The organism is Spirillospora sp. NPDC029432 (assembly GCF_040703975.1).
Taxonomy (GTDB): Bacteria; Actinomycetota; Actinomycetes; order Streptosporangiales; family Streptosporangiaceae; genus Spirillospora.
On record NZ_JBEZWH010000051.1, the window covers coordinates 38833 to 58099 of the forward strand.

General features: G+C 74.0%; 17 protein-coding genes and 1 riboswitch. Of the genes, 7 read left to right on the forward strand and 10 right to left on the reverse strand.

The annotated features are described in order from the left end of the window. Positions 1 to 4 precede the first annotated feature (4 nt). From AB0881_RS30410 to AB0881_RS30420, 3 genes are read right to left on the reverse strand one after another with little or no spacing between them, the layout of a single operon-like run. Positions 5 to 1510 carry an aspartate aminotransferase family protein gene (locus AB0881_RS30410; RefSeq protein ID WP_366622367.1) on the reverse strand — a complete coding sequence of 502 codons (1506 nt, stop codon included), beginning with the start codon at positions 1508 to 1510 and terminating at the stop codon, positions 5 to 7. Beyond that, positions 1500 to 2840, reverse strand: a complete 1341-nt coding sequence (locus AB0881_RS30415) for an MFS transporter (RefSeq protein ID WP_366622369.1) — start codon at positions 2838 to 2840, stop codon at positions 1500 to 1502. The genes AB0881_RS30410 and AB0881_RS30415 overlap by 11 nt, the downstream gene beginning before the upstream one ends. Continuing rightward, positions 2837 to 3433 (reverse strand): TetR/AcrR family transcriptional regulator, encoded by a 597-nt coding sequence (locus AB0881_RS30420; protein ID WP_366622370.1) that lies wholly within the window; start codon positions 3431 to 3433, stop codon positions 2837 to 2839. The genes AB0881_RS30415 and AB0881_RS30420 overlap by 4 nt, the downstream gene beginning before the upstream one ends. A gap of 189 nt (positions 3434 to 3622) precedes the next feature. On the opposite strand from AB0881_RS30420, the gene AB0881_RS30425 reads away from it, so the two are divergent. After that, a complete protein-coding gene (locus AB0881_RS30425) occupies positions 3623 to 4300 on the forward strand; it encodes a hypothetical protein (RefSeq protein WP_366622372.1) in 678 nt (225 codons plus the stop codon). Between the two features lie 197 nt (positions 4301 to 4497). After that, on the forward strand, positions 4498 to 5376 hold the full coding sequence (locus AB0881_RS30430) for an ATP-binding cassette domain-containing protein (RefSeq protein WP_366622374.1): 879 nt from the start codon (positions 4498 to 4500) through the stop codon (positions 5374 to 5376). A 52-nt stretch (positions 5377 to 5428) separates the two neighbouring features. Here AB0881_RS30430 and AB0881_RS30435 read toward each other — a convergent pair whose 3' ends face one another. The 5 genes from AB0881_RS30435 to AB0881_RS30455 all read right to left on the reverse strand — a co-directional run bounded on the left by AB0881_RS30435 (position 5429) and on the right by AB0881_RS30455 (position 12783). Then, complete coding sequence (locus AB0881_RS30435; RefSeq protein ID WP_366622376.1) at positions 5429 to 6706, reverse strand: helix-turn-helix domain-containing protein; 1278 nt, start codon at positions 6704 to 6706, stop codon at positions 5429 to 5431. Positions 6707 to 6875: 169 nt separating this feature from the next. Further along, positions 6876 to 7523 carry a LysE family translocator gene (locus tag AB0881_RS30440; protein ID WP_366622378.1) on the reverse strand — a complete coding sequence of 216 codons (648 nt, stop codon included), beginning with the start codon at positions 7521 to 7523 and terminating at the stop codon, positions 6876 to 6878. Positions 7524 to 7554: 31 nt separating this feature from the next. Continuing rightward, a complete protein-coding gene (locus tag AB0881_RS30445; RefSeq protein WP_366622380.1) occupies positions 7555 to 8832 on the reverse strand; it encodes a glycosyltransferase in 1278 nt (425 codons plus the stop codon). Continuing rightward, the gene (locus AB0881_RS30450) at positions 8825 to 11746 is read right to left on the reverse strand and encodes a CDP-glycerol glycerophosphotransferase family protein (protein WP_366622382.1); all 2922 of its coding nucleotides are present in this window, start codon (positions 11744 to 11746) and stop codon (positions 8825 to 8827) included. Before AB0881_RS30450 ends, AB0881_RS30445 begins: the two co-directional genes overlap by 8 nt. 194 nt (positions 11747 to 11940) lie before the next feature. Beyond that, positions 11941 to 12783, reverse strand: coding sequence for a CHAP domain-containing protein (locus tag AB0881_RS30455; protein WP_366622384.1), 843 nt, complete (start codon positions 12781 to 12783; stop codon positions 11941 to 11943). 14 nt (positions 12784 to 12797) lie between these two features. Continuing rightward, a riboswitch (cyclic di-AMP (ydaO/yuaA leader) is annotated at positions 12798 to 12937 on the reverse strand. A 323-nt stretch (positions 12938 to 13260) separates the two neighbouring features. Between AB0881_RS30455 and AB0881_RS30460 the strand changes: the two genes are divergently transcribed. After that, entirely contained in the window at positions 13261 to 13473 is a 213-nt protein-coding gene (locus AB0881_RS30460; protein WP_366622386.1) for a hypothetical protein, read from the forward strand. 153 nt (positions 13474 to 13626) lie between these two features. On the opposite strand, the gene AB0881_RS30465 is transcribed toward AB0881_RS30460, so the two are convergent. Then, entirely contained in the window at positions 13627 to 14277 is a 651-nt protein-coding gene (locus AB0881_RS30465; protein ID WP_366622387.1) for a TetR/AcrR family transcriptional regulator, read from the reverse strand. Positions 14278 to 14488: 211 nt separating this feature from the next. On the opposite strand from AB0881_RS30465, the gene AB0881_RS30470 reads away from it, so the two are divergent. The 3 genes from AB0881_RS30470 to AB0881_RS30480 are packed head-to-tail and all read left to right on the forward strand — an operon-like array spanning position 14489 to position 17137. Next, a complete protein-coding gene (locus AB0881_RS30470) occupies positions 14489 to 15151 on the forward strand; it encodes a nitroreductase family protein (protein ID WP_366622389.1) in 663 nt (220 codons plus the stop codon). Further along, positions 15148 to 15957: an SDR family oxidoreductase gene (locus AB0881_RS30475; RefSeq protein ID WP_366622391.1), complete on the forward strand. Its 810-nt coding sequence runs from the start codon at positions 15148 to 15150 to the stop codon at positions 15955 to 15957. Before AB0881_RS30470 ends, AB0881_RS30475 begins: the two co-directional genes overlap by 4 nt. A gap of 4 nt (positions 15958 to 15961) precedes the next feature. Further along, the gene (locus AB0881_RS30480) at positions 15962 to 17137 is read left to right on the forward strand and encodes a cytochrome P450 (RefSeq protein ID WP_366622393.1); all 1176 of its coding nucleotides are present in this window, start codon (positions 15962 to 15964) and stop codon (positions 17135 to 17137) included. A 6-nt stretch (positions 17138 to 17143) separates the two neighbouring features. On the opposite strand, the gene galE is transcribed toward AB0881_RS30480, so the two are convergent. Next, positions 17144 to 18142, reverse strand: a complete 999-nt coding sequence (gene galE / locus AB0881_RS30485; RefSeq protein WP_366622395.1) for a UDP-glucose 4-epimerase GalE — start codon at positions 18140 to 18142, stop codon at positions 17144 to 17146. Positions 18143 to 18411: 269 nt separating this feature from the next. Between galE and AB0881_RS30490 the strand changes: the two genes are divergently transcribed. Further along, positions 18412 to 19095 carry a response regulator transcription factor gene (locus AB0881_RS30490; RefSeq protein WP_366622397.1) on the forward strand — a complete coding sequence of 228 codons (684 nt, stop codon included), beginning with the start codon at positions 18412 to 18414 and terminating at the stop codon, positions 19093 to 19095. Positions 19096 to 19267: the final 172 nt, after the last annotated feature.

Genomic DNA, 19267 nt, shown 5'->3' on the forward strand with positions numbered 1-19267 from the left:
CCGTTCAGACGTGCCCTGAGTAGAGCGCGGACAGGAAGCGGATCAGGAGTTCCTCCCTGGTGCCGGGCGGGAGGGCGTTCAGGATGGCGTTGACGACGGCCATCTCGGGCTGCCCGCCCCCGCCGAGGCCGACGCCGACGGAGCCGAGCAGGCCGGCGAAGCCCTCGTCGTCGAGGGCGTCCAGGTCGAGGGAGGCGAGGGCCTCGGTCAGCTCGGCGGGGACGTCGGGCGGGCCGGCGTCCCGGGCCGCCTTGGCGGACTCCGCCAGTGTCTCCAGGAGCGCCTCCACGCCCGCGAGGCTCACGCCGGTCAGCGTGAAGTGCACGTTGGCCGGGATGCCCTGGTAGGAGAGCTGCGGCTGGAAGAACCAGCCGCGCGCCCGCGCCTCGTCCGCGAGCACGAACACGTCCAGTTCGGGGTCGTCGGACGCCACCGCGACCAGGGGCGCGTCGGGGGTGCCCAGAACGCGCAGGCCGGGGATGCCGGCGACGCCGTCGATGAGCCGTTCGGCGGCCCGCATCGCGCCGGACGCGAGGTCCCGGTAGCCCTGCGCGCCGATCGCCATCATGGTGGCCCACGCCGCCCCCAGCGGGCCGGCGCTCTTGCTGCTCTGGACGGTGGAGTTGATGACCGTGTAGCCGGGCCACTCCGCTGAGGCGAAGTAGGCGCGGCGCCGGACCGACTCGTCCCGGAACAGCACGACTGACGCGCCCTTGGGGGCGTAGCCGTACTTGTGGAGGTCGCAGGACAGGGACGTCACCCCGGGCACGGACAGGTCGAACGGCGGTACGTCCCGTCCGCTCTCCCGCAACCAGGGGAGCATCCAGCCGCCCACGCACGCGTCCACGTGGCATAGGACGCCCGCCTCGGCCGCTATGGAGGCGATGTCGGCGACGGGGTCGATGACACCGTGCGGGTACGACGGCGCCGAGGCGACCACCAGGACGGTACGGGGCGTCATCGCGGCGGCCATCGCGGCCGGGTCGGCGTGGAACGTGGCGGTGTCGACGGGCACGGCGACGACGTCCATGCCCAGGTAGTGGGCGGCCTTGTGGAACGCCGGGTGCGCGGTGTTCGGGACGACGATCTCGGGCCGCCCGGCCGAGCCGTCCCCGGGGCCGTCCCCGGAGCCGCCCCGGGTCCCGGCCGCGGCGGCGTCCCGGGCCGCCTTGACCGCCAGCATGATCGACTCGGTGCCGCCGCTGGTGAAGATCCCCGTACCGCCGCCGAGCCGCCCGGCGACCGCGTCCAGGACCTGCCGCTCCAGCGCCACGATGCTCGGGAACGCGGTCGGGTCCAGCCCGTTGACCTCCAGCATCTCCAGGTACGCGCGGGACGCCAGGTCGTGGATCTCGGCGCGGCCGGTGTCGTAGACGTACGCGGTGACCTGGCCGCCGCGCACGGGGAGGTCGCCCGCGGTGATCCGCTCCAGTTCGGCCAGGAGCTCGTCCGCCGGGCGCCCGTTCTCCGGGAGGGACGGGCGGGGAGGGGTGGTCGGTTCAGGTGGCATGGGCTTCCTTAGGGATCCGGTTCGCGAGGCGGGCGTAGGCGAGCAGCATGGGCACGCTGAGCAGGAGCAGCAGGGCCGGGACGGCGGTGAAGCCCGCCGTGAGGCCGGCGAGCGCCGCGTCCGGCTGCGTGACTGGGGTGTCGAAGTCGGCGGACCGGAACGACGTGGCCGCCAGGATGAGGGCGAAGAGGCCGGGGCCGAGGGCCAGCGCGCCGGTCTCGGCGGCCGTCCACAGGCCGGTGAACGCGCCGGACTGGGCGTGCCCGGTGCGTTCGGCGTCCGCGCGCACGGTCTCGGGGAGCAGGGACAGGGGCAGCAGCTGGACGGCCGCGTAGCAGACGCCGATCAGCGCCGTCAGCGCGAGCACGGGGCCGACGGCCCCGGCGGTCAGGACGGGATGCAGGGCCAGCGTCGCCGCCGCGAAGGCGCCCACGGCGGCCAGGTAGCAGGGGACATGGCCGTAGCGGCGGGCGAGCAGGCCCCACAGCGGTACGGCGACCGCGCTGGGCCCGACCAGGCACACGAACATCACGGAGGTGAGGCCGTAGTCGTCCAGCCGGTAGGTCGCGGCGTACGGGGCGCCCGCGAGCATGACGGCCACGGCGAGGGACTGCGTGGTGAACGCCCCCAGCAGGGCGAAGAAGGGCCGGTTGCCCCGCGCCGTGCGGAGCGCGGCGGCCAGCCCCAGGGGGCGGGGGCCGGGACGGGACGGGATCCAGCGGGTGGCGAGCGTGCTCGCGACCATGGCCGCGCCCATGATCAGGCCGATGGCGGCGCCCATGGCCGCGTAGCCGCCGCGGCCGCCGCCCGCCGCCCCGACCAGCGCGGGCGCCAGCCCGCCCGCGAGCAGGATGCCGACGGTCAGGCAGACGATCCGCCAGGCCATGGCCCGGCTCCGCTCCCCGGCCAGGCCGGAGATCTCGGCGGGGAGCGCGACGTACGGCACCTGGAAGCAGGCGAACGCGCTGGCGGCGAGCAGGAAGGCCAGCCCGGCCCACACCGCCGCGAACCCGAGCGAGCCGGCCGGGACGGCGAACATCGCGGCGAAGCACACGGGCAGCGCGAGGGCGCCCGCGAGGAGCAGCCGGGTGCGGCGGCCGCTCCGCACGGCCTCCCGGTCGCTGGCGGCGCCGACCACCGGGTTGAGCACGACGTCCCATGCCTTGGGGACGACCAGTACGGCTCCCGCTATGGCGGCGGACACGCCCAGTACGTCGGTCAGGTAGTAGAGGAGGAGCAGGCCCGGTACGGCGGAGAAGACGCCGGTCCCCACCGAGCCGATGCCGTAGCCGAGCAGTCGGCGCCGTGAGAGCGTCGCGGGCGCGGTCATTCGGGGAAGCCGAGGAGGCGGGACACCATGCGCTGGAGGTGGGCGCGGAAGCGCGCGACCTCCTTCGCGCTGCCGATGCCGGTGCGCTCGCCGTTGACGTCGAGGACGCCGCCGCGGCAGAAGCCGTGGGTGGCCCAGATGACCGTCATGACCGCGTACTCGACGTCCACGTCGGGGCCGGCGGCCTCCTGCACGGTCTCGCTGACGTAGGCGATCAGCGGCTTGACGTAGCGGCTCTCCAGGTGGACGACGTCGGCGGCGTCCGACAGCCAGCGGTGCATCCAGAGGGCGGGGACGTCGGGGTTGTCGACGCAGAAGTCGAGGTAGCGGTCGATCAGCATCCGGACGCCGGCGGGGTCCGGGGTGAAGTCCGCTATGGCGGCCTCCAGCGCGGCGCGCTCGGCCTCGTGGGCGCGTTCCATGACGGTCAGGTAGAGATCGCGCTTGCCGCCGGCGTGGTAGGCGACGGTGGCGATGTTCAGCCCGGCGGCGTCGGCGATCATGCGGGTGGAGGTGCCGTCGTACCCGAGCGCCGCGAACAGCCGGGTGGCCGCCTCGACGATCCGGTCCCGGCCGGATTCGCTGCTGTCCATGCGCCCACCGTAGATCGGGCCACGAGCCTCCGTCAATCACTTGATGGAGGACTTTGCCGGGCCTCTACCTGCGGTTTCCCGCCGCATCCCGGCTCTCCTTCTTGATCTTTTCTAGGGTTTTCCCGCGGGCCGGGCCGGGCATCGTGGTCTCTACGCGGTCGTCCGGAAGATCGTTCGGGGGGACGAAGAGTGAGCATCCTGCACCACTGCACCGGCGCGCGGCGCACGGTGGTCCGCCGGTCCCCTCCCGGCGGCCCCGCGCCCGGCCGCCCGCCGGCCGCGCCGCCCGCGGCCCCGGCCGGGCGGGCCGCGCTCACCGCGGCCCGCACGCTGGCCAGCGTCCTGGTCGTCGCGGCCGGGCTCTTCTACGCGGCCGTCGCCGTCAAGGGCGTGGCCGGGCTGCTGGGCCCGCCGCCCGAGATGGTCACCACGGCGGGCGAGGTCGCGGTCGAGAACACCCGGAACGCGCACGCGCTGCCCACCGCGCAGGTCACCACCGGCATGAGCGGCACGGACCTGAACCTGCTGCTGCGGCCGCTGGCCCTCACCGGCGCGGCGCTGGCCGGGCTGCTGCTGCTGTGGTCGGGCGCCCGCGGCCTGTACTTCCGGCGGGACCAGCGGCGCTGGCGGAGCCGGCAGGCGACCGCGCTGGCCGGCTGCGCCGCCGGGGTGCTGGCGTTCGCGATCGGGATCGGCGCCGCCGACGGGTCCGCCGCGGCGTACGCCGACGCCGCCTGGAACGGGCTGGAGCCGATCCGGCCGACCGCCGTGCTGGCCCTGGCCGTGCTGACGCTCGCGCTGCTCGTCCCGGTGCCGGAACGGGCCGCGCCGAACGCCGGCAACGAGGCCCGCTCCCCCGACCGCTGATCCGCCGCCGACCCGTGGAAGCGCCCGCTCCGGCGGGCGCTTTTCGCGGCTCTGGACCCCTTTTCCGCCGCCCGAACGGGGTTCTTTAAGCAAGATCTTGACAGCGGTTACGCCCCCGATTCGAACCGTCGACCAGTCTGGTCGATAGCCGCAAAGTGGACGTACCTCACCATGCACGATGAATTCGGGGGAACTGCATGACGATGCCGCGCATCACCCACCCGCGAAGGACACGTAAGCGAACGTTCCGGCAGCGCGCCGACGAGTGCCTGGTGGCCGCCTACACGACCGGGCTGACCAAGGTCTTCGACCCGCGGGCCGAACCCGTCCTCGACAACGTGAACGTCGCCTTCCGGGCAGGCGAGCTGTGCGCCCTCATGGGGCCGTCCGGATCGGGCAAGAGCACCCTGCTGGCCTGCCTCGCCGGGCACGAGCCGCCCAGCGTCGGCCGCGTCTACGTCGGCCGCGGCGACGCGCGGCCCTGGCTGCCCCAGCAGATCCGGCAGATCTGCCGCGGCGACGTCGGGTTCGTGCTCTCCCACGCCCGCCCGTTCCCGGACCGCTCGGTACGGGAGAACCTCGAATGGGCCGCCGCGCTCGCCGGCCACCCCGAGGACGCCGACCGGATCGAGCCGGTCACCGAGGTGCTCGGGCTGATCGACGAGCTGGAGACACCGGTGGGCGCGCTGCCGCCCGACCGGCGGCACCTGACCATGTGCGCCGCCGCGCTGCTGCCGGACCCGAGCGTCCTGCTGGCCGACGAGATCGAGGGCGGCGGGGCGATGACCGAGGAGACCTTCGCCGTGCTGCGCCGCGGCACCACCGAGTTCGGGACGACCGTCGTCGCCGTGACGGACTCCCCGGCGGCCGCCGCGCTGTCGGACCGGGTGATGTTCCTGAACGGGGGCCGGATCGCCGGCATCGTGTCCCGGCCGGCCGAAGACGTCGTGCACGAGCTGCGCGCGTCGTTCTTCGCCGCCCGGAGCGCGCCCCGGCCGTACGTGCCGGTGACCCGGCGGCCGCCGAGCACCGTCGACCCGCGGGTGCCGGCGACCCGCCGTCCCGCCGAGACGTGACCGGCCGCCGAGCGGCCGGCCGCTAGAGGCGGGCCGGCCGCCGAACGACCGGCTACAGGCCGGCGGCAAGGGGTGCGGCACCGCGCCGCGCCCCTTCCGCGTGCTCGCCGTCGCCGCCGGGGTCCTCACCCTCCGGAGCGGTGAGCCAGACGGTCAGCACCATCTCCATCTCCAGCCGCGACTCGGGGTCGTACAGCCGCGGGCCGAACAGCTCCTCCAGCTGGTGCAGGCGGTAGCGGACGGTCTGCGGGTGCACGTGGAGGCGGTTGGCGACCTCGGTGGCGTTGAAGCCGTTCTGCAGGCAGGACAGCAGCGTCCGCATGAGCCGCTCGCGATGCCGGGGCCGGACGGCCTTGAGCGGCGCCAGCCGCAGGTCCGCGACCGCGCGCACGAGCTCCTCGTCCTTGAACACCACCAGCTCGGGCATGTGGTCGGCGCACCGGATCACCCGGTCGGCGGGCAGGATGCCGCGGCGCGCCAGCGGCAGCGCCTGCCGGGCCCAGCGCAGCGACTTGGCGGCGTCGCAGGTCCGCACGGTCGGCCCCAGCGCCGCGACCCAGTCGCGCAGCGCCGTCTCCAGCATCCGGCCGCGTCCCGGCCCCTCCGGATCCGGGACGACCAGGCACGGCTCGCGGCGGTTCACGTCGGCGAGGACGTCCGGCGGCAGCGACGGGTGGGAGAACGGCTGCCGGCCCCGCTCGTACAGCACCACGGCCGCCACCGTGCGCGGCACCCGCCACTGCGCCAGCCGGGCCAGGTCGGCGATCGCCTGCGGGGCCGCGGGCGGCTCGGCCAGCAGCAGGTCCAGCAGCCGGCGGCGGCGGTGCTCCAGCTCGCCGGCCTCCTGCGCCCGCGCCTTGGTGTAGCCCTCGGTGGCGGCGCGGGCGATCTCGTCCAGGAACGCGAAGATCGCCTCGGCGATGCTGGCCAGCGCGTGGCGGGAGAGGTTGAGGCTCTCCGACTCGGCCGCCAGCCGCCGCCAGGCCACCCGGGCGCCCAGCCGCAGCGACGTCTGGAGCACGTCCAGGCTGCGCCCCTCGCGCGCCTCGGCCCAGCCGATCTCGCGGTAGACGGCCGCGACCGGTTCCCAGGAGCTCTCCGGGTCCATGATGAGGTCCACGAACTGCCGGAGCGCGCCCTCCACGGCCAGCCGCACCAGCCGGGAGTACTCCTCGTCCTGCGGCCTGGAGTACTCGGGGACGCCGGCCAGGATCTCCTGGATCATCTCCTCGGCCAGCGTGTCGAGGTGGGGCCGCATGAGGTCGGAGAGTTCGCATGGGACGCCGTCCCAGGCCTTCAGCGGGGAGCGTTCCTCGAGCGACGTGGTCACGTTCACACCTCCCGCCCCCGACGGGGACCGGGGGCGCAACGGAAGTTACCTCCGCGTGATCGGGAAGGCTGCGCACCGGGCCGCGCAATAAACCGGTCCGCTTGTCATCTGAATGACAAAGGCCGTGACCGCATCGGGAACGGTCTGGCAGGACGGGCCGGCGGGCGGGTCAGCGGACGGCGCCGGTGACCTTACCAGGGCTCCCGAACGCCGCGACCGCGCCCAGCGCGAGGTAGACGGCCCCGGTCGCGTACCGCCCGGCGCGCCGGAACCGGCCGCTCTGGCGGCGCAGCCGCTCGCCGATCGCCCCCGCCGCGACCGCGTACAGCATGTCGCTGACCAGCCCGATCAGCGCGGCGGCCAGTCCCAGCGCCACGATCTGCGCGGGCACGTTGCCCGCGCGCTGGTCCACGAACTGCGGCAGGAACGCCAGGAAGAGCAGGATCACCTTGGGGTTCAGCAGGTTGATCAGCAGGCCGTCCAGGTAGACGCGGCGCAGCGGGCGCGGGGCGGGCGCGGCGCCGGCGCCGTCCTCGCCGCCGCGCGACCGCAGCGTGCGGATCGCCAGGTAGACCAGGTACGCGGCGCCCGCGTACCGCAGCGTCGAGAACGCCGTCGCCGAGGCCGCCACCACCGCCGACAGCCCGGCCGCCGCGGCGGCCACGTGCACCAGCGTGCCGGTCTCGACGCCCAGCGCGGACGCGATGCCGGCCCGCCGCCCCTCGGCCATGCCGCGGGCCGTGATGTAGAGGTGGTTCGGACCCGGGATCGCGATCAGTGTCGTGGCCGTCAGCAGGAAGAGGAGCGGATGGGTCATGGTCTCGAACGTAGGGCGGCGGGCCCGCGCTTCACAGGTCCAATCGGTCGTCGCGTACGGGGTCCATCCCCAGCGCCGGGGCGGTCGCGCCGCGGGGCGCCGCCGGCGGCGGCACGGTCAGCGGCGGCAGGCCGCGGTGGAGCAGGCCGAACAGCCACTCCCAGCGGTCCAGCACCGCCTCCGGATCGAACCGGCGCACGGCGCGCGGCGCCTCCCCGCCCAGCCGCGCGCGCAGCGCCGGATCGGTGATCAGCCGCTCCAGCTCGGCGGCGAACGCGGCCGTGTCGCCGGCCCGGACCAGCAGCCCGTTCCGGCCGTCGGCGACCAGGTCGCGGACCCCGGGCGCGCAGTCGAACGCCACCGCCGGCAGCCCCGCCGCCATCGCCTCCAGCAGCGCCATCGGCAGGCCCTCCTGCCGGGACGGCAGCGCGAAGACCGACGCCCGGCCCAGCGCGCCCGGCACGTCCGCGGTCACCCCGGCGAACTCCACCGAGCCGGCGACGCCGAGGCGGGCGGCCTGCGCGCGCAGGTCGTCCTCGCGCGGGCCCGTCCCGTACAGCCGCAGCCGCCACTCCGGGTGCCGCTCCGCGATCGCCGCCCACGCCTCGATCGCCAGGTCCACGCCCTTCTCGTGCGCCAGCCGCCCCACGCAGACGACCACCGGCTCCCGCTCGGCCGGTACGGAACCGGGCCGGACGTGCAGCGCGTTGGGCATGTGGTCGGCGTTGGCCATCCCGTCGCGCGCCCACGCGTCGGCGTCCTCGGCGGTCAGCGCGAGCATCCGGTCGGCCCCGGCGTACAGCTCCCTGACCCGGGCGTAGCGGGACGAGCGGCGGCTGGCCTGGTACGACTCGTGGCACATCCCCACCACGCGCAGCCCCCGCGTGCGGGCGAGGTCCACCCACTCCATCGCCCAGACCTGAGCGACGATCACGACGCCTCCGGGCCGGGCCCCGGCGAACAGCTCCGACAGCCGCTCGGCGCCGCGCCGCACGGCCGCCGCACGCCTGCCGTCCCTCAGCCGCGCCCGGACGTCGGCGCGCGCGCGGAACGTGCGGGGCCGCCACGGCAGGGCGGGAAGCGTCCAGGTCTCGTGCAGGTGCTCCACCTTGTACGGGCGCGCCTCCCCGTACGGGCCGCCGAAGTCGTGCGGGACCTGGGCGCGCGTGATGCCCACGAGGATCACGCGGTGGCCCCGCCCGGACATCAGCCGGGCCAGGCCGTGCGCCCACTGCTGGACGCCGCCCATCTCCTCCACGTTGTTGCACACGATGAAGACGTCCCGTCCCCTGCCGCGAGCGTCAGCCACGGCGCGCCCCCTTCCCGAAGAACCGGCCGACGACCGCCGCGGCCGCGGTGCCCTGGTCGTGCTCCCCGTAGCGGTCGGCGAAGGCGTGCCGCGCGCCGGCGTAGTCGTCCCGGACGGCGTCCAGATTGCACAGCGCGCCGAACAGCGCGTCCTCGTCCTCGACGACCGGGCCGGGGGCGTGCGCGGCCAGGTCGAAGTAGCCGCCCGGGCTCTCCCGGCCGCGCGGCGCCCAGGCCCGGCCGGGCGGTGGAGCGGGCTCCGGCTCCGGCGGCGTGTAGAAGATCATCGGGCGATCCAGCAGCGCGTAGTCGAACATCACCGACGAGTAGTCGGTGACCAGGACGTCCGCGAGCAGCAGCAGCGGCGTGACGTCGGCGATGTGGCCGGCCGCCCGGACCGCGTGCCGCAGCCCGCGCGGCACCACGGTCCGGCACAGGTAGTGCGGCCGCACCAGCATGATCTGCTCGCCGCCCAGCTCGGCCGCGAACCTGGCCGCGTCGAACGGCAGCCCGGCCCGCGCCACCGGCCGCCCGCCCGGACCGCCCCGGAACGTCGGCGCGTACAGGACGACCGTGCGCCCGTCGTCCAGCCCCAGCTCGCGGCGCAGGTCCGCCAGCTCGCGGGCCAGCTCCGGATCGCCGCCGCTCCCCCGCACCAGCGGGTCGTTGCGCGGGTAGCCGGCCGGGAGCAGCTCGGCGGTCACGCCCAGGCCGGGCACCAGCGTCCGCTCGTCGTGCGCGGAACGGACGAGGAAGCAGTCGTAGCGCTCCACCGCCCGCCGGAACCGCTGCTGCTCGGCGCGCGTGGCGTTCTTCAGCGCCGGCTGGTCGAACCCCATCAGCTTGTACGCCGAGCCGTGCCAGGTCTGGAGGTACGTCGTCGCCTTCCTCTTGCGCAGCCCCTCCGGGAAGCCCTGGTTGTCGATCCAGAACTCCGCCCGTGCGAGCGCCCGGAAGTAGGCCCACGACCCGCGCCGCACGAGCGCCGCGTCCTTCGGGAAGCCCTTGGGGCTCCCCTCGTACGACCAGTAGGCCCGCACGGGGACGCCGGCGCGGCGCAGCTCCCGGTAGATGTACTTGGGGTTGTCCGAGTACTGCTTGCCCAGATGGCTCTCGAAGACGACCGTGCCCTTGCGGACGGGAAGCCTGGACAGGACCCGGTTGAAGACGGCGATCTTGGTCTTGCGGGCGGTGAGCCGGCGCCGCAGCGCCGCCCGCAGGGAGCGCGCCGACCGTTCCGCACGGCGCAGCCCCCGCCAGGCCCGCCGGAAGGCCGGGCTGTGGCGGAGGGCACGGAGGGCCGCCTTGAACGGCTCGGTCAGCAGCCCGCCGCCTTCCAGGACGAACGACAGGTTCCCCGCCTCCGTCTCGTACGGCCTCAGCCGCGTGCCCGCGAGCCGGGTGAGCCGCGGCCGCACCGGCAGCGGCACACCGGTCACGCCGGCGCCCCCGCCCGCCAGGCCGATCCGGAGGACGAGCCGGTCGCCGTTCACCCGCATGATCAGCCGGGCGTCCCACAGCGGGTCGACCAGCCCGATCGGCCGGACCCGGCGGGCGGTGTCGAGCCCGGCGCGGAACTCGATCGCGTCGCCGCGGTGGGCGAACTCCGCCGGGAACCGCACGGTCCGGCGGCGGTGCCGCCGGTCCCGCAGCTCCACCTCGCCGCGCAGCCGGGCCCCGGCGGGCACCCGGCCGAGCGGGTTGGCGACCAGGCCGGTCAGCCGCGCGCGGCGGCCGGCGCGGCGCAGCGCGGTCGCGGTGGTCGCGGGCCGCAGCTCGGTCAGCGGGCGGGCGTGGATGCCGAGCGCGGTGACGTCGAGGATCTCCCGGCCCGGCCCGTCCCGCAGGTGCCGCTCCCCCCAGTAGACGCGGCCCTCGTGCTCGACCAGCTCGGCGCGCAGCTCCGGGATCTTCTTGCGGGCGAACTCGGCGGCGGAGATCGCGCCCTCCAGATCGCCGCGCCCGACCATGTACGCGGCGATCGCGGGCAGCCGCCTGGCCGCCGCCAGCGTCCCGGGGTCCAGGCCGGCGACGTACGGCCGGGCCAGCTCCAGGAACCGCCGCCGGTACTCCTCGTCGCGGGCCCGCAGGTCGTCGAGGTAGAGGAGCAGGTCGTGGTTGACGAACTTGACGTCCTTGGCCGCCTTGAGGTCCGCCGCCCCGTGCGCCCGGAACACCCGGTCGATACGGCGGTGGATCTCCAGCCGGTCGGCCAGGTTGCGCAGTTCCCGGCGGCGGTTGGAGATCGACGGGCGGTCGGCGTCCGCCTCCACGTACCAGGTGTAGACCCGGTGCGGGACGACCGCGATCCGGTCCGCGGCCAGGTACGCCTCGGCCGAGAACAGCAGGTCCTCGTAGTGCAGGTCCTCGACGAAGCGGAGCCCGCGATCCAGGAGGAAGTCCCGCCGGTAGCACTTGTTCGTGGAGAGCGTGTCGTACAGCAGGTCGGGATGGTCGAGGACGGAGTCGTGGACGGCGCGGCGCCGGTAGAGCCGCGGATACCAGGGCGTCTCGCGGGCCTTCGGGCCCAGGTGGGACCGGACGCACAGGCCCGAGACCAGGTCGGCGCCGGTCTCCTCGGCGGCGGCGACCATCGTGAGGCAGGCGTGCCGGTCCAGGACGTCGTCGCTGTCGAGGAACATCACCCGGTCCCCGCGGGCCAGCTCCACGCCGGTGTTGCGGGGGCGGCCGCAGCCGCCGGAGTTCTCCGGCAGGTGGACGGCCCGGACCCGGCCCGGGTGCGCCGCCGCGAACCGGTCGGCGGCCTCGCCCGTCCCGTCGGTGCTGGCGTCGTCGACGATCACCACCTCGACGCCGCCGAGCGTCTGGCCCAGGGCCGAGCGGACGGCGCGCGGCAGCCGTCCGGCGTCGTTGTAGGCGATCACTACGACACTGACGTCCGGCCGGACCCGCATCCCATCCCCTTTCAGACGTTCCGGGACAGTGATTTCCAGCCAGGTCCATCACCGGGTCGACACGGGATCAAGTGGACGTCAATATTCACGGATTCTCGTGTTCTGTCCCGGAACGCTCGGAAGCCCGGAGAACGCGCCGAGGGCGCCCGCACCAGGTGCGGACGCCCTCGGACCAGGGGTTGTGCGGGAGTGGCTCAGCTGTTCCGGTAGTCGGGGTAGCCGTAGCCGACGATCTGCGACTTCTGCCGCGTCTTCTCCTTCACGGCGTTGCCGGTGTTGCCCTCGACGGTGTCGACGGTGCCGTCGCCGTTGTCCTTGACGACAAGGCCGACGTGCTCGATCGAGTTGATGCCGCCGCCGTTCCAGGAGAAGAACACCACGGCGCCGGGCTTGGCCTCGTGGCCCCAGCGGCCGGTCTTCTTGAACCACTTGGCGTGCTCGACGGTGTAGGCGTCCCAGCCCATGCCCTTGACGCCGGTCTGCGCGCCGACCCAGGACACGAACATGTTGCACCACTGCGCGCCGTTGTAGCTGGACACGTTGCCGCCGTCGCGCGCGGCGGTCAGCTTGGCGTTGTCGGTGCCCACGTACCAGTCGTGGAACTTGGTCTGGCCGCCCTTGCCCTCGCTGATCCCGACCTGCTTCTTGGCCAGGGAGATCACTTCCTTGGCGGTGGCGGAGTTGGCGTTGGCGGTGGCCTTCTTGGCGGAACCGGCCTTCTTCTGGGCGTCGGCGGCCTTGCCGGCGACGGTCCCGGTGGCCTTCTGGGCCTCGCTTCCGGTCACCTGCTCGGGCTGGACGGCGGTGTGGCCGGCCTTGCCGACGCCGGCGACACCGGCGACGGTCTGGACCTCGGCGCCCGAGGCGCCGGTGGAGGCCGCGGCGCCCACGGCCGAGCCGAGGGCGAGCACGCCCAGGGCGGCGCCGCCGGCCACACCGGCCGCGGCACGGCCCCGAAGGGCGAAGGTCTGGGTGGTCAGCTCGCTCGCACGGGTACGAAGGTCGGCGAGCAGAGCGGGAGAGATACGGAACGACACAGCAGGGGTCTCCTGATTTCTTCCATGGCCGCCTACCGGGTTAGCTGTCGGATTCGGGCGTGGAAGTCGCCCTACAGCGCACGCGGACGTGCACCGATTCACCCCAGATGGTTGGGTCCCCGGCTCCAGGCGCCGCTTTCGGCGCGGAACGGACTCGGCGGTCCGGCGGCCGTTCAGGGGCCACCGGCACTGCGATCAGATGGATGGACGGTTCGCGCGGGTCTTGATCCGCACACGCGACCGCGTTCGGCGGGATCCGGCCCGGTCGGCTCGGCCCGCCTGCCAATGGCGACGCATGGGGCGCATCGCCCAGAGGTGGTCAGAAGGTATCAAACTTCTAGCTCGTGGCAAATCCGGTGCAAAGCACGCGGACACAGGTTCAAAACCACACGAACCCCGCATCTCTTCCCGACATCGGGGAACGATTCGGACTCTCGTGTCCGATCGACCCGTACGCACCGGGAGGGGAACGCGGCGATGCTGCCGGATCTGGGGTTGTTGGCGATCGCTCTGCTGGGCCTCGCGGGACTGGCCGTGCTGGCCCTCGCGCTCTGCGTGGCCGGGGGCCTGCGGCTGGCCCGCTCCCTCGCCGAACGGGTCCCCGTACGGCCCGACGGGGCCCCGCTCCCGATGCGCCGCCCAGCCCCGAAGGAACGCGCGACGAGCGGCCGCATGGGCACGGCCCGCTAGCCGAGCAGGGCAGGCAAAACCCCGCCTCTACACCGTCTCACCTGCGCCTTCAGCGACAAAGGCCACACCAAGGCCGAGTCACGAGCGCCGTGAGACGTGCCTCACACGCGCACCCACACCCCGCTCCCAAGCCGCACCCGAAAGTGACCCGGGTCACGGCCCGGTGGCGGCCTCCGCGCCGGCGGCTCCGGCGGCGGCCGGGGCAGCGCCCGCGATGGCGCCGGCCAGGACGAGCCGCCCGGCGGTGGTGACCATGGCGACGACCTCGTCCACCGGGGTCCGCAGCGAGGTCAGGCTGACCAGGGCGGCCAGCAGCACGTGGCCGAGGACGACCTCGACCTCGTCCCGCTCGGGCACCGGGTCGCCGATCGCGGCGGCCAGCCGGTCCCGCAGGGTCATGAACAGCACCAGCCGGTCGTCCTCGACCGAGGAGTCCTCGGACGTCACCGCCTGGACGATCGCCGACGTGAGCGGGATCTCCTCGGCCCCGACCCGGATGATCCGCTCCAGCAGCGCGGTGAGCCGCTCGACCGGGGTGTCGCCGACCGCGAGCGAGTCGATGTCGTCGGTGACCTGGTGCACCCAGTCGCCCGCCACCTCGGTGATCAGGTGGTCCTTGGTGGCGAAGTAGCGGTAGACCGTGGCCCTGGCCACACCGGCGCGGTCGGCCACGTCGTGCATGGTCACGGCCGGGTAGCCGCCCTCCAGCGCCAGCAGCCGGGCGGCGTCGACCAGCCGTTCCCGGCGGGCCTGCTGCTCCTTGCTCAGCGTCCGGGTCACGGTGAACCGCGCATCGCCGCTCAACGCGCCTCCTTCGGGATGGCCGATCGGGTGACGGACGCCATCTTCTCGCACATCCGTTCCCATCGCGCGCCGGGCACGGGCGGGCGGGCGCGCGGGGCCTTGTCCGCCGCGCCGCCCGCGGGCGAGGATGCATCCAGAAGATCGTTCTTCGCCCTATCGCTTGCTTGGTTGTGACGCTAGTCTAGACACCCGTCTCCGAACGGAGCCGCCGATGGACCTGCACGAGGCCCTCTACACCACCCGCGCCATGCGCAGGGTCCGCCCCGACCCGGTGCCGCTGGAGGTGCAGCGCCGGATCATGGACGCCGCCGTGCGCGCGCCCAGCGGCGGGAACGCCCAGGACTGGCGGTTCCTGCTCGTCGACGACCCCGGCGCCAAGGGCCGGCTCGGGCCGCTGTACCGGGACTCCATCGACCAGCTCTGGAAGACCGTCTACAAGGACCGGCTGGAGACCGCCTGCGCCGCCCCCGAGGAGCCGGACAACGCGCAGATGCTGCGCGTCCAGCGGTCGGCGCAGTGGCTCGCCGACCACTTCGAGGAAGTCCCGCTGTTCCTGTTCGCCTTCACCCGGTTCGACCCGAACGGCGGCTCGATCTTCCCCGCCGTCTGGAGCGCGCAGCTGGCCGCGCGCGCCGAGGGCGTCGGCAGCTCCCTCACCTCGGTGCTGGGCTTCTTCCACCCGGACGAGACCTACGAGATCCTCGGCGTCCCCAAGGACGAGCACTGGACCATGTCCTGCTGCGTCTCGTTCGGCTACCCCACCGGCCGGTGGGGCGTGGCCGCGCGCCGTCCCGCGCACGAGGTCACCCACCGCAACGCCTGGGGCGCCCCGGCCGGATTCGAGACCCCCGAACCACTCTGGAGCCCTGAATGACGCTCGAAGGCACGTCCGCGCTGGTCACCGGAGGCGGCAGCGGGATCGGCCTGGCCTGCGCCCGGCGGCTGGCGGCCGACGGCGCGGCGGTGACCATCTGCGGCCGTACGGCCGAGCGCCTGGAGGCCGCCGCCAAGGAGATCGGCTGCGGCTGGACGGTGGCCGACGTTACCGACGAGGACCAGATCGCGGCGGCGCTGCGCACCGCCGCCGAGGCCGGCCCGCTGCGCGCCGTGGTCCACTCCGCCGGCGGCAGCAGCTCGATCGGCCCGCTCCCCCAGCTCGACACCGCCGCCTGGCGGGACACGATGGACCTGAACGCGACCGGCACGATGCTCGCCCTCAAGCACGCGGCGCGGCTCATGTCCCGTACCGGCGGCGGCGCCTTCGTGGCGATCTCGTCGATCGCCTCGTCCAACACGCACCGCTGGTTCGGCGCGTACGGGGTGTCCAAGGCGGCGGTCGACCACCTGGTGAAGCTGGCCGCCGACGAGCTGGGCGGGATCGGGATCCGGGTGAACGGGATCCGCCCCGGCCTGGTGCGCACCGAGCTGGTCGCCGGGTTCACCGAGCCGGGCCCGGTGCTGGACGACTACCTGGCGTGCATGCCGCTGGAACGGGTCGGCGAGCCGGAGGACATCGCCGAGGCGGCGCGGTTCCTCGTGGGGCCCGAGTCGTCCTGGATCACCGGCCAGGTCATCAACGTGGACGGCGGCCACCATCTGCGCCGCGGGCCCGACTTCCACGCCGCGTTCGAGCCGATGTTCGGCGCCGACGCGCTCAGAGGTGTCAGCACGGAGGAGTGAGGCGATGCGCACGACCGTGGACCTGCTGGACGGCGAGATGTACGCGGGCGACCCCTGGCGGGTGTACGCCGAGCTGCGGGCCGAGGCGCCCGTCTACCACGACGAGGCCAACGGGCTGTGGGGGATCGCGCGGCACGCCGACGTCTTCGCGATCGAGCGCGACCCGAGGCTCTGGACGAGTTCCGGCGGGTACCGGCCGCAGCTGCGGCCGGCCGACCCGTCCATGATCGGGATGGACGATCCGGAGCACGCGGTGCGGCGCCGCATGGTCTACCGGTGGTTCACCCCGCGCAGCGTCTCCCGGTACGCCGACCGGATCAGGGCGACCGCGGTCGACTGCATCGACACGGCGCTGGAGGCCGGGACGGTCGACGCGGTCCCCGCCCTGGCCGCGCCCCTCCCCGCCCGCGTGATCGGCTGGCTGCTGGGCTTCCCCGAGGACCAGGTGGACCGGCTCGTGCACTGGTCGGCGACCGCCGTGCTCGCGGGCGGCGGGCTGCGCTACGTCACCCAGGAGTCCACCGAGGCCGCCGCCGAGTTCGCCATCGCCGCCCTGGAGGTGGCCAAGGACCGCCGCGCCTGCCCGGCCGAGGACCTGATGTCGATCTGGGCCAACGCCGGCCCGGACGACCCCGAGTACGACGACGAGCACCTCGCGCACGAGGCGCTGCTGCTGCTGGTCGGCGGCGCGGAGACGACCCGTACCGTGATCGCGACCGCGATCGACGCGCTGATCGCGCATCCGGACCAGTGGCGGCGGCTGCGCGAGGACCCCGGGCTGATCCCGGGCGCGGTCGAGGAGTTCGTGCGCTGGACGACGCCCATCCTCAACATGTGCCGGGTCGCGAGTGCCGACACCGAGGTGCGGGGCGTGCCGATCCCGGCGGGCGGCCAGGTCCTGCTGATGTACGGCTCGGCCAACCGGGACGAGGAGGTCTTCGACGACCCGGACGCGTTCGACGTGACCCGCCGTACCGGCGACCACATCGCGTTCGGCCTCGGCCCGCACTTCTGCCTCGGCGCCTCGCTCGCAAGGCTGGAACTGCAGATCTTCTTCGAGGAGTTCGTCGCGCGCGTCGGCACCGCCGGACGCGCCGACGCCGAAGGCCCGCGGATCCTCCGGAACGCCTTCGTACGCGGGGTGACGGAGTTCCCGATCACCCTCACCCCGCGCGCCTAGCGAGGCTCAGGCGGCACCCAGCGTGCTGCGCCGCGACGCCCATTCCAGGGAGTGGCGGATGGCGTCCTCGATGGAGAACTCCGGCTTCCAGTCGAGCAGCTCGCGGGCCTTGGCCGGGTCGACGTAGGCACCGACCACGTCACCCGGCCGGGCCGGCGCCTCCTCGACCAGGAAGCCGTCGCCGACGACCCCGCGGAACGCCTCGACCAGCTCCCGCACGGTCGTCCCGCCGCCGGTCCCGAGGTTGATCACCTCGTACCCGCCGGCGCCCGCCGGGACGATCGCGTCGAACCGGTCCGCGGCCTGGCAGAACGCCCGCGCGATGTCCCACACGTGGATGTAGTCGCGCACCGCCGTGCCGTCGCGGGTCGCCCAGTCCACCCCGGTGATCCGGAACGGCACGCCCAGCCCGTACGACTCGATCATCTTGCCGAGCGCGTGCGTGGGCTTCGCGCTCTGCAGGCCGGTGCGCATCCGCGGGTCGGCGCCGATGGGGTTAAGGTAGCGCAGCGAGACGACCCGCAGCCCGTAGGCGGCGCACAGGTCCTCCAGCAGCAGCTCGGCCATCATCTTCGAGCGGGTGTAGGGGTTCTGCGGCTCCAGCGCGGACCGCTCGGTGACCGACAGGTCGGGCTCGGGGCGGTACATCCCCGCAGTGGACGCGAAGATCATCCGATCGCACCCGTTGCGGATCAGATGGCCGGCCAGGTCCAGCGTCCTGGTCAGGTTGACCTGGTAGTAGCGGTGCGGATCGGCCATCGAGTCGGGCACCACGATCAGCGCGGCGCAGTGCACCGCGACCGCGATGTCGGGATGGGCGGCGAAGATCTCGTCGACCAGCGCGCCGTCGCCGATGTCGCCCTGATAGAAGATCTTTCCCTCGGTGAATTCGTGCCGTCCGGTGACCAGGCTGTCGAGCACGACCGGGGTGATCCCCCGTTCCGCGAAGGCGGACGCGATCGTGCTTCCGATGAAGCCCGCACCCCCGGTGATGAGCACCTTCATGTCGCTTCCCCTGAACGCATCGAGCCCCCTATGAACCGTACGCACAGCTTCGGCAGGGCACCCGGCGCGGTCAACGGGCCGATCAGCGCCTGACCGGCTCCGGACGGGGGTGAACCTTCCGGCGCGGGCGGGCGTCCGCGCACGGCTCTCTCCCCGCGGCCCCACCTGCGGTGATCCGGCCGATCCGGACATGCCGCCGGCGCCCGTACCGAAACGCGTACAGCGTTTGGGGGATCCGGACCGGCGCCCGACCGGCCATCGTCGTGCCCATGCAGCAGCCCATCCGCGTCCTGATCGTCGACGACCACGCCCTGTTCGCCGAGGCCCTGGCGGCCCGCCTCGGCCGCGAGCCGGACCTGGTCGTCCTGCCGGTCGCCGCCGACGCCCGGCGGGCCCTGGCGCTGGCGGCCACCGAACGGCCGCACGTCGTGGTGCTGGACGTCGCGCTGGGCCCGGAAAACGGCCTGGACGTGCTCGACCGGCTGCGCGAGCGCCATCCGGACGTGCGGGTGGTGATCCTGTCGGCGATGAGCGACGTGGACGCGATCGTCCTGGCGGTGCGGCGCGGCGCGATCGGCTGGCTGTCCAAGACCGAGAGCGCCGACCTGGTCTCCAGGGTGATCCGCGGCGCCGCCCGCCGCGGCGGCTGGCTGCCCCCCGACGTCCTGGGCGAGGTCCTGCGCCGGCTGCGGGAGGGCGCCCCCGACCCGGGCGCCGGCGGCCGCCTCCCGGCCGAGCTGACGCCCCGCGAGCGCGAGGTGCTGCAATGCATGGTCGACGGCCTCAACCGAGCGGAGATCGCCGACCGCCTGGGCCTGTCGGCCAACACCGTCCGCACCCACACCCAGAACCTGCTGGCCAAGCTGGGCATGCACTCGGCCCTGGAGGCCATCACCCTGGCCATGCGAGCAGGCATGCGCCCCACCCCCCAAGACAGAAACCAGCCCGACTAACCCCAGCCAGCAAAGGAGCCAAGGGGCAAAGCCCCAAGGGGGTCGAGGGGGCGGAGCCCCTCGCAGGGGGTGCGGGGGACGGAGTCCCCTGCCCCGGGGTGGGCGCCCGGAGCGAGGAACGAGCGCAGGGCCCCCGCCCCGGGCCCGGGTGGTGTGGAGGGTCGCCCCTCCA

Bases quoted from the DNA above. Each gene is read 5' to 3' on its own strand.
- AB0881_RS30410 (WP_366622367.1), bottom strand. From the start codon at position 1,510: ATGCCACCTGAACCGACCACCCCTCCCCGCCCGTCCCTCCCGGAGAAC.
- AB0881_RS30415 (WP_366622369.1), bottom strand. From the start codon at position 2,840: ATGACCGCGCCCGCGACGCTCTCACGGCGCCGACTGCTCGGCTACGGC.
- AB0881_RS30420 (WP_366622370.1), bottom strand. From the start codon at position 3,433: ATGGACAGCAGCGAATCCGGCCGGGACCGGATCGTCGAGGCGGCCACC.
- AB0881_RS30430 (WP_366622374.1), top strand. From the start codon at position 4,498: ATGACGATGCCGCGCATCACCCACCCGCGAAGGACACGTAAGCGAACG.
- AB0881_RS30440 (WP_366622378.1), bottom strand. From the start codon at position 7,523: ATGACCCATCCGCTCCTCTTCCTGCTGACGGCCACGACACTGATCGCG.
- AB0881_RS30450 (WP_366622382.1), bottom strand. From the start codon at position 11,746: ATGCGGGTCCGGCCGGACGTCAGTGTCGTAGTGATCGCCTACAACGAC.
- AB0881_RS30460 (WP_366622386.1), top strand. From the start codon at position 13,261: ATGCTGCCGGATCTGGGGTTGTTGGCGATCGCTCTGCTGGGCCTCGCG.
- AB0881_RS30470 (WP_366622389.1), top strand. From the start codon at position 14,489: ATGGACCTGCACGAGGCCCTCTACACCACCCGCGCCATGCGCAGGGTC.
- AB0881_RS30475 (WP_366622391.1), top strand. From the start codon at position 15,148: ATGACGCTCGAAGGCACGTCCGCGCTGGTCACCGGAGGCGGCAGCGGG.
- AB0881_RS30480 (WP_366622393.1), top strand. From the start codon at position 15,962: ATGCGCACGACCGTGGACCTGCTGGACGGCGAGATGTACGCGGGCGAC.
- galE (WP_366622395.1), bottom strand. From the start codon at position 18,142: ATGAAGGTGCTCATCACCGGGGGTGCGGGCTTCATCGGAAGCACGATC.
- AB0881_RS30490 (WP_366622397.1), top strand. From the start codon at position 18,412: ATGCAGCAGCCCATCCGCGTCCTGATCGTCGACGACCACGCCCTGTTC.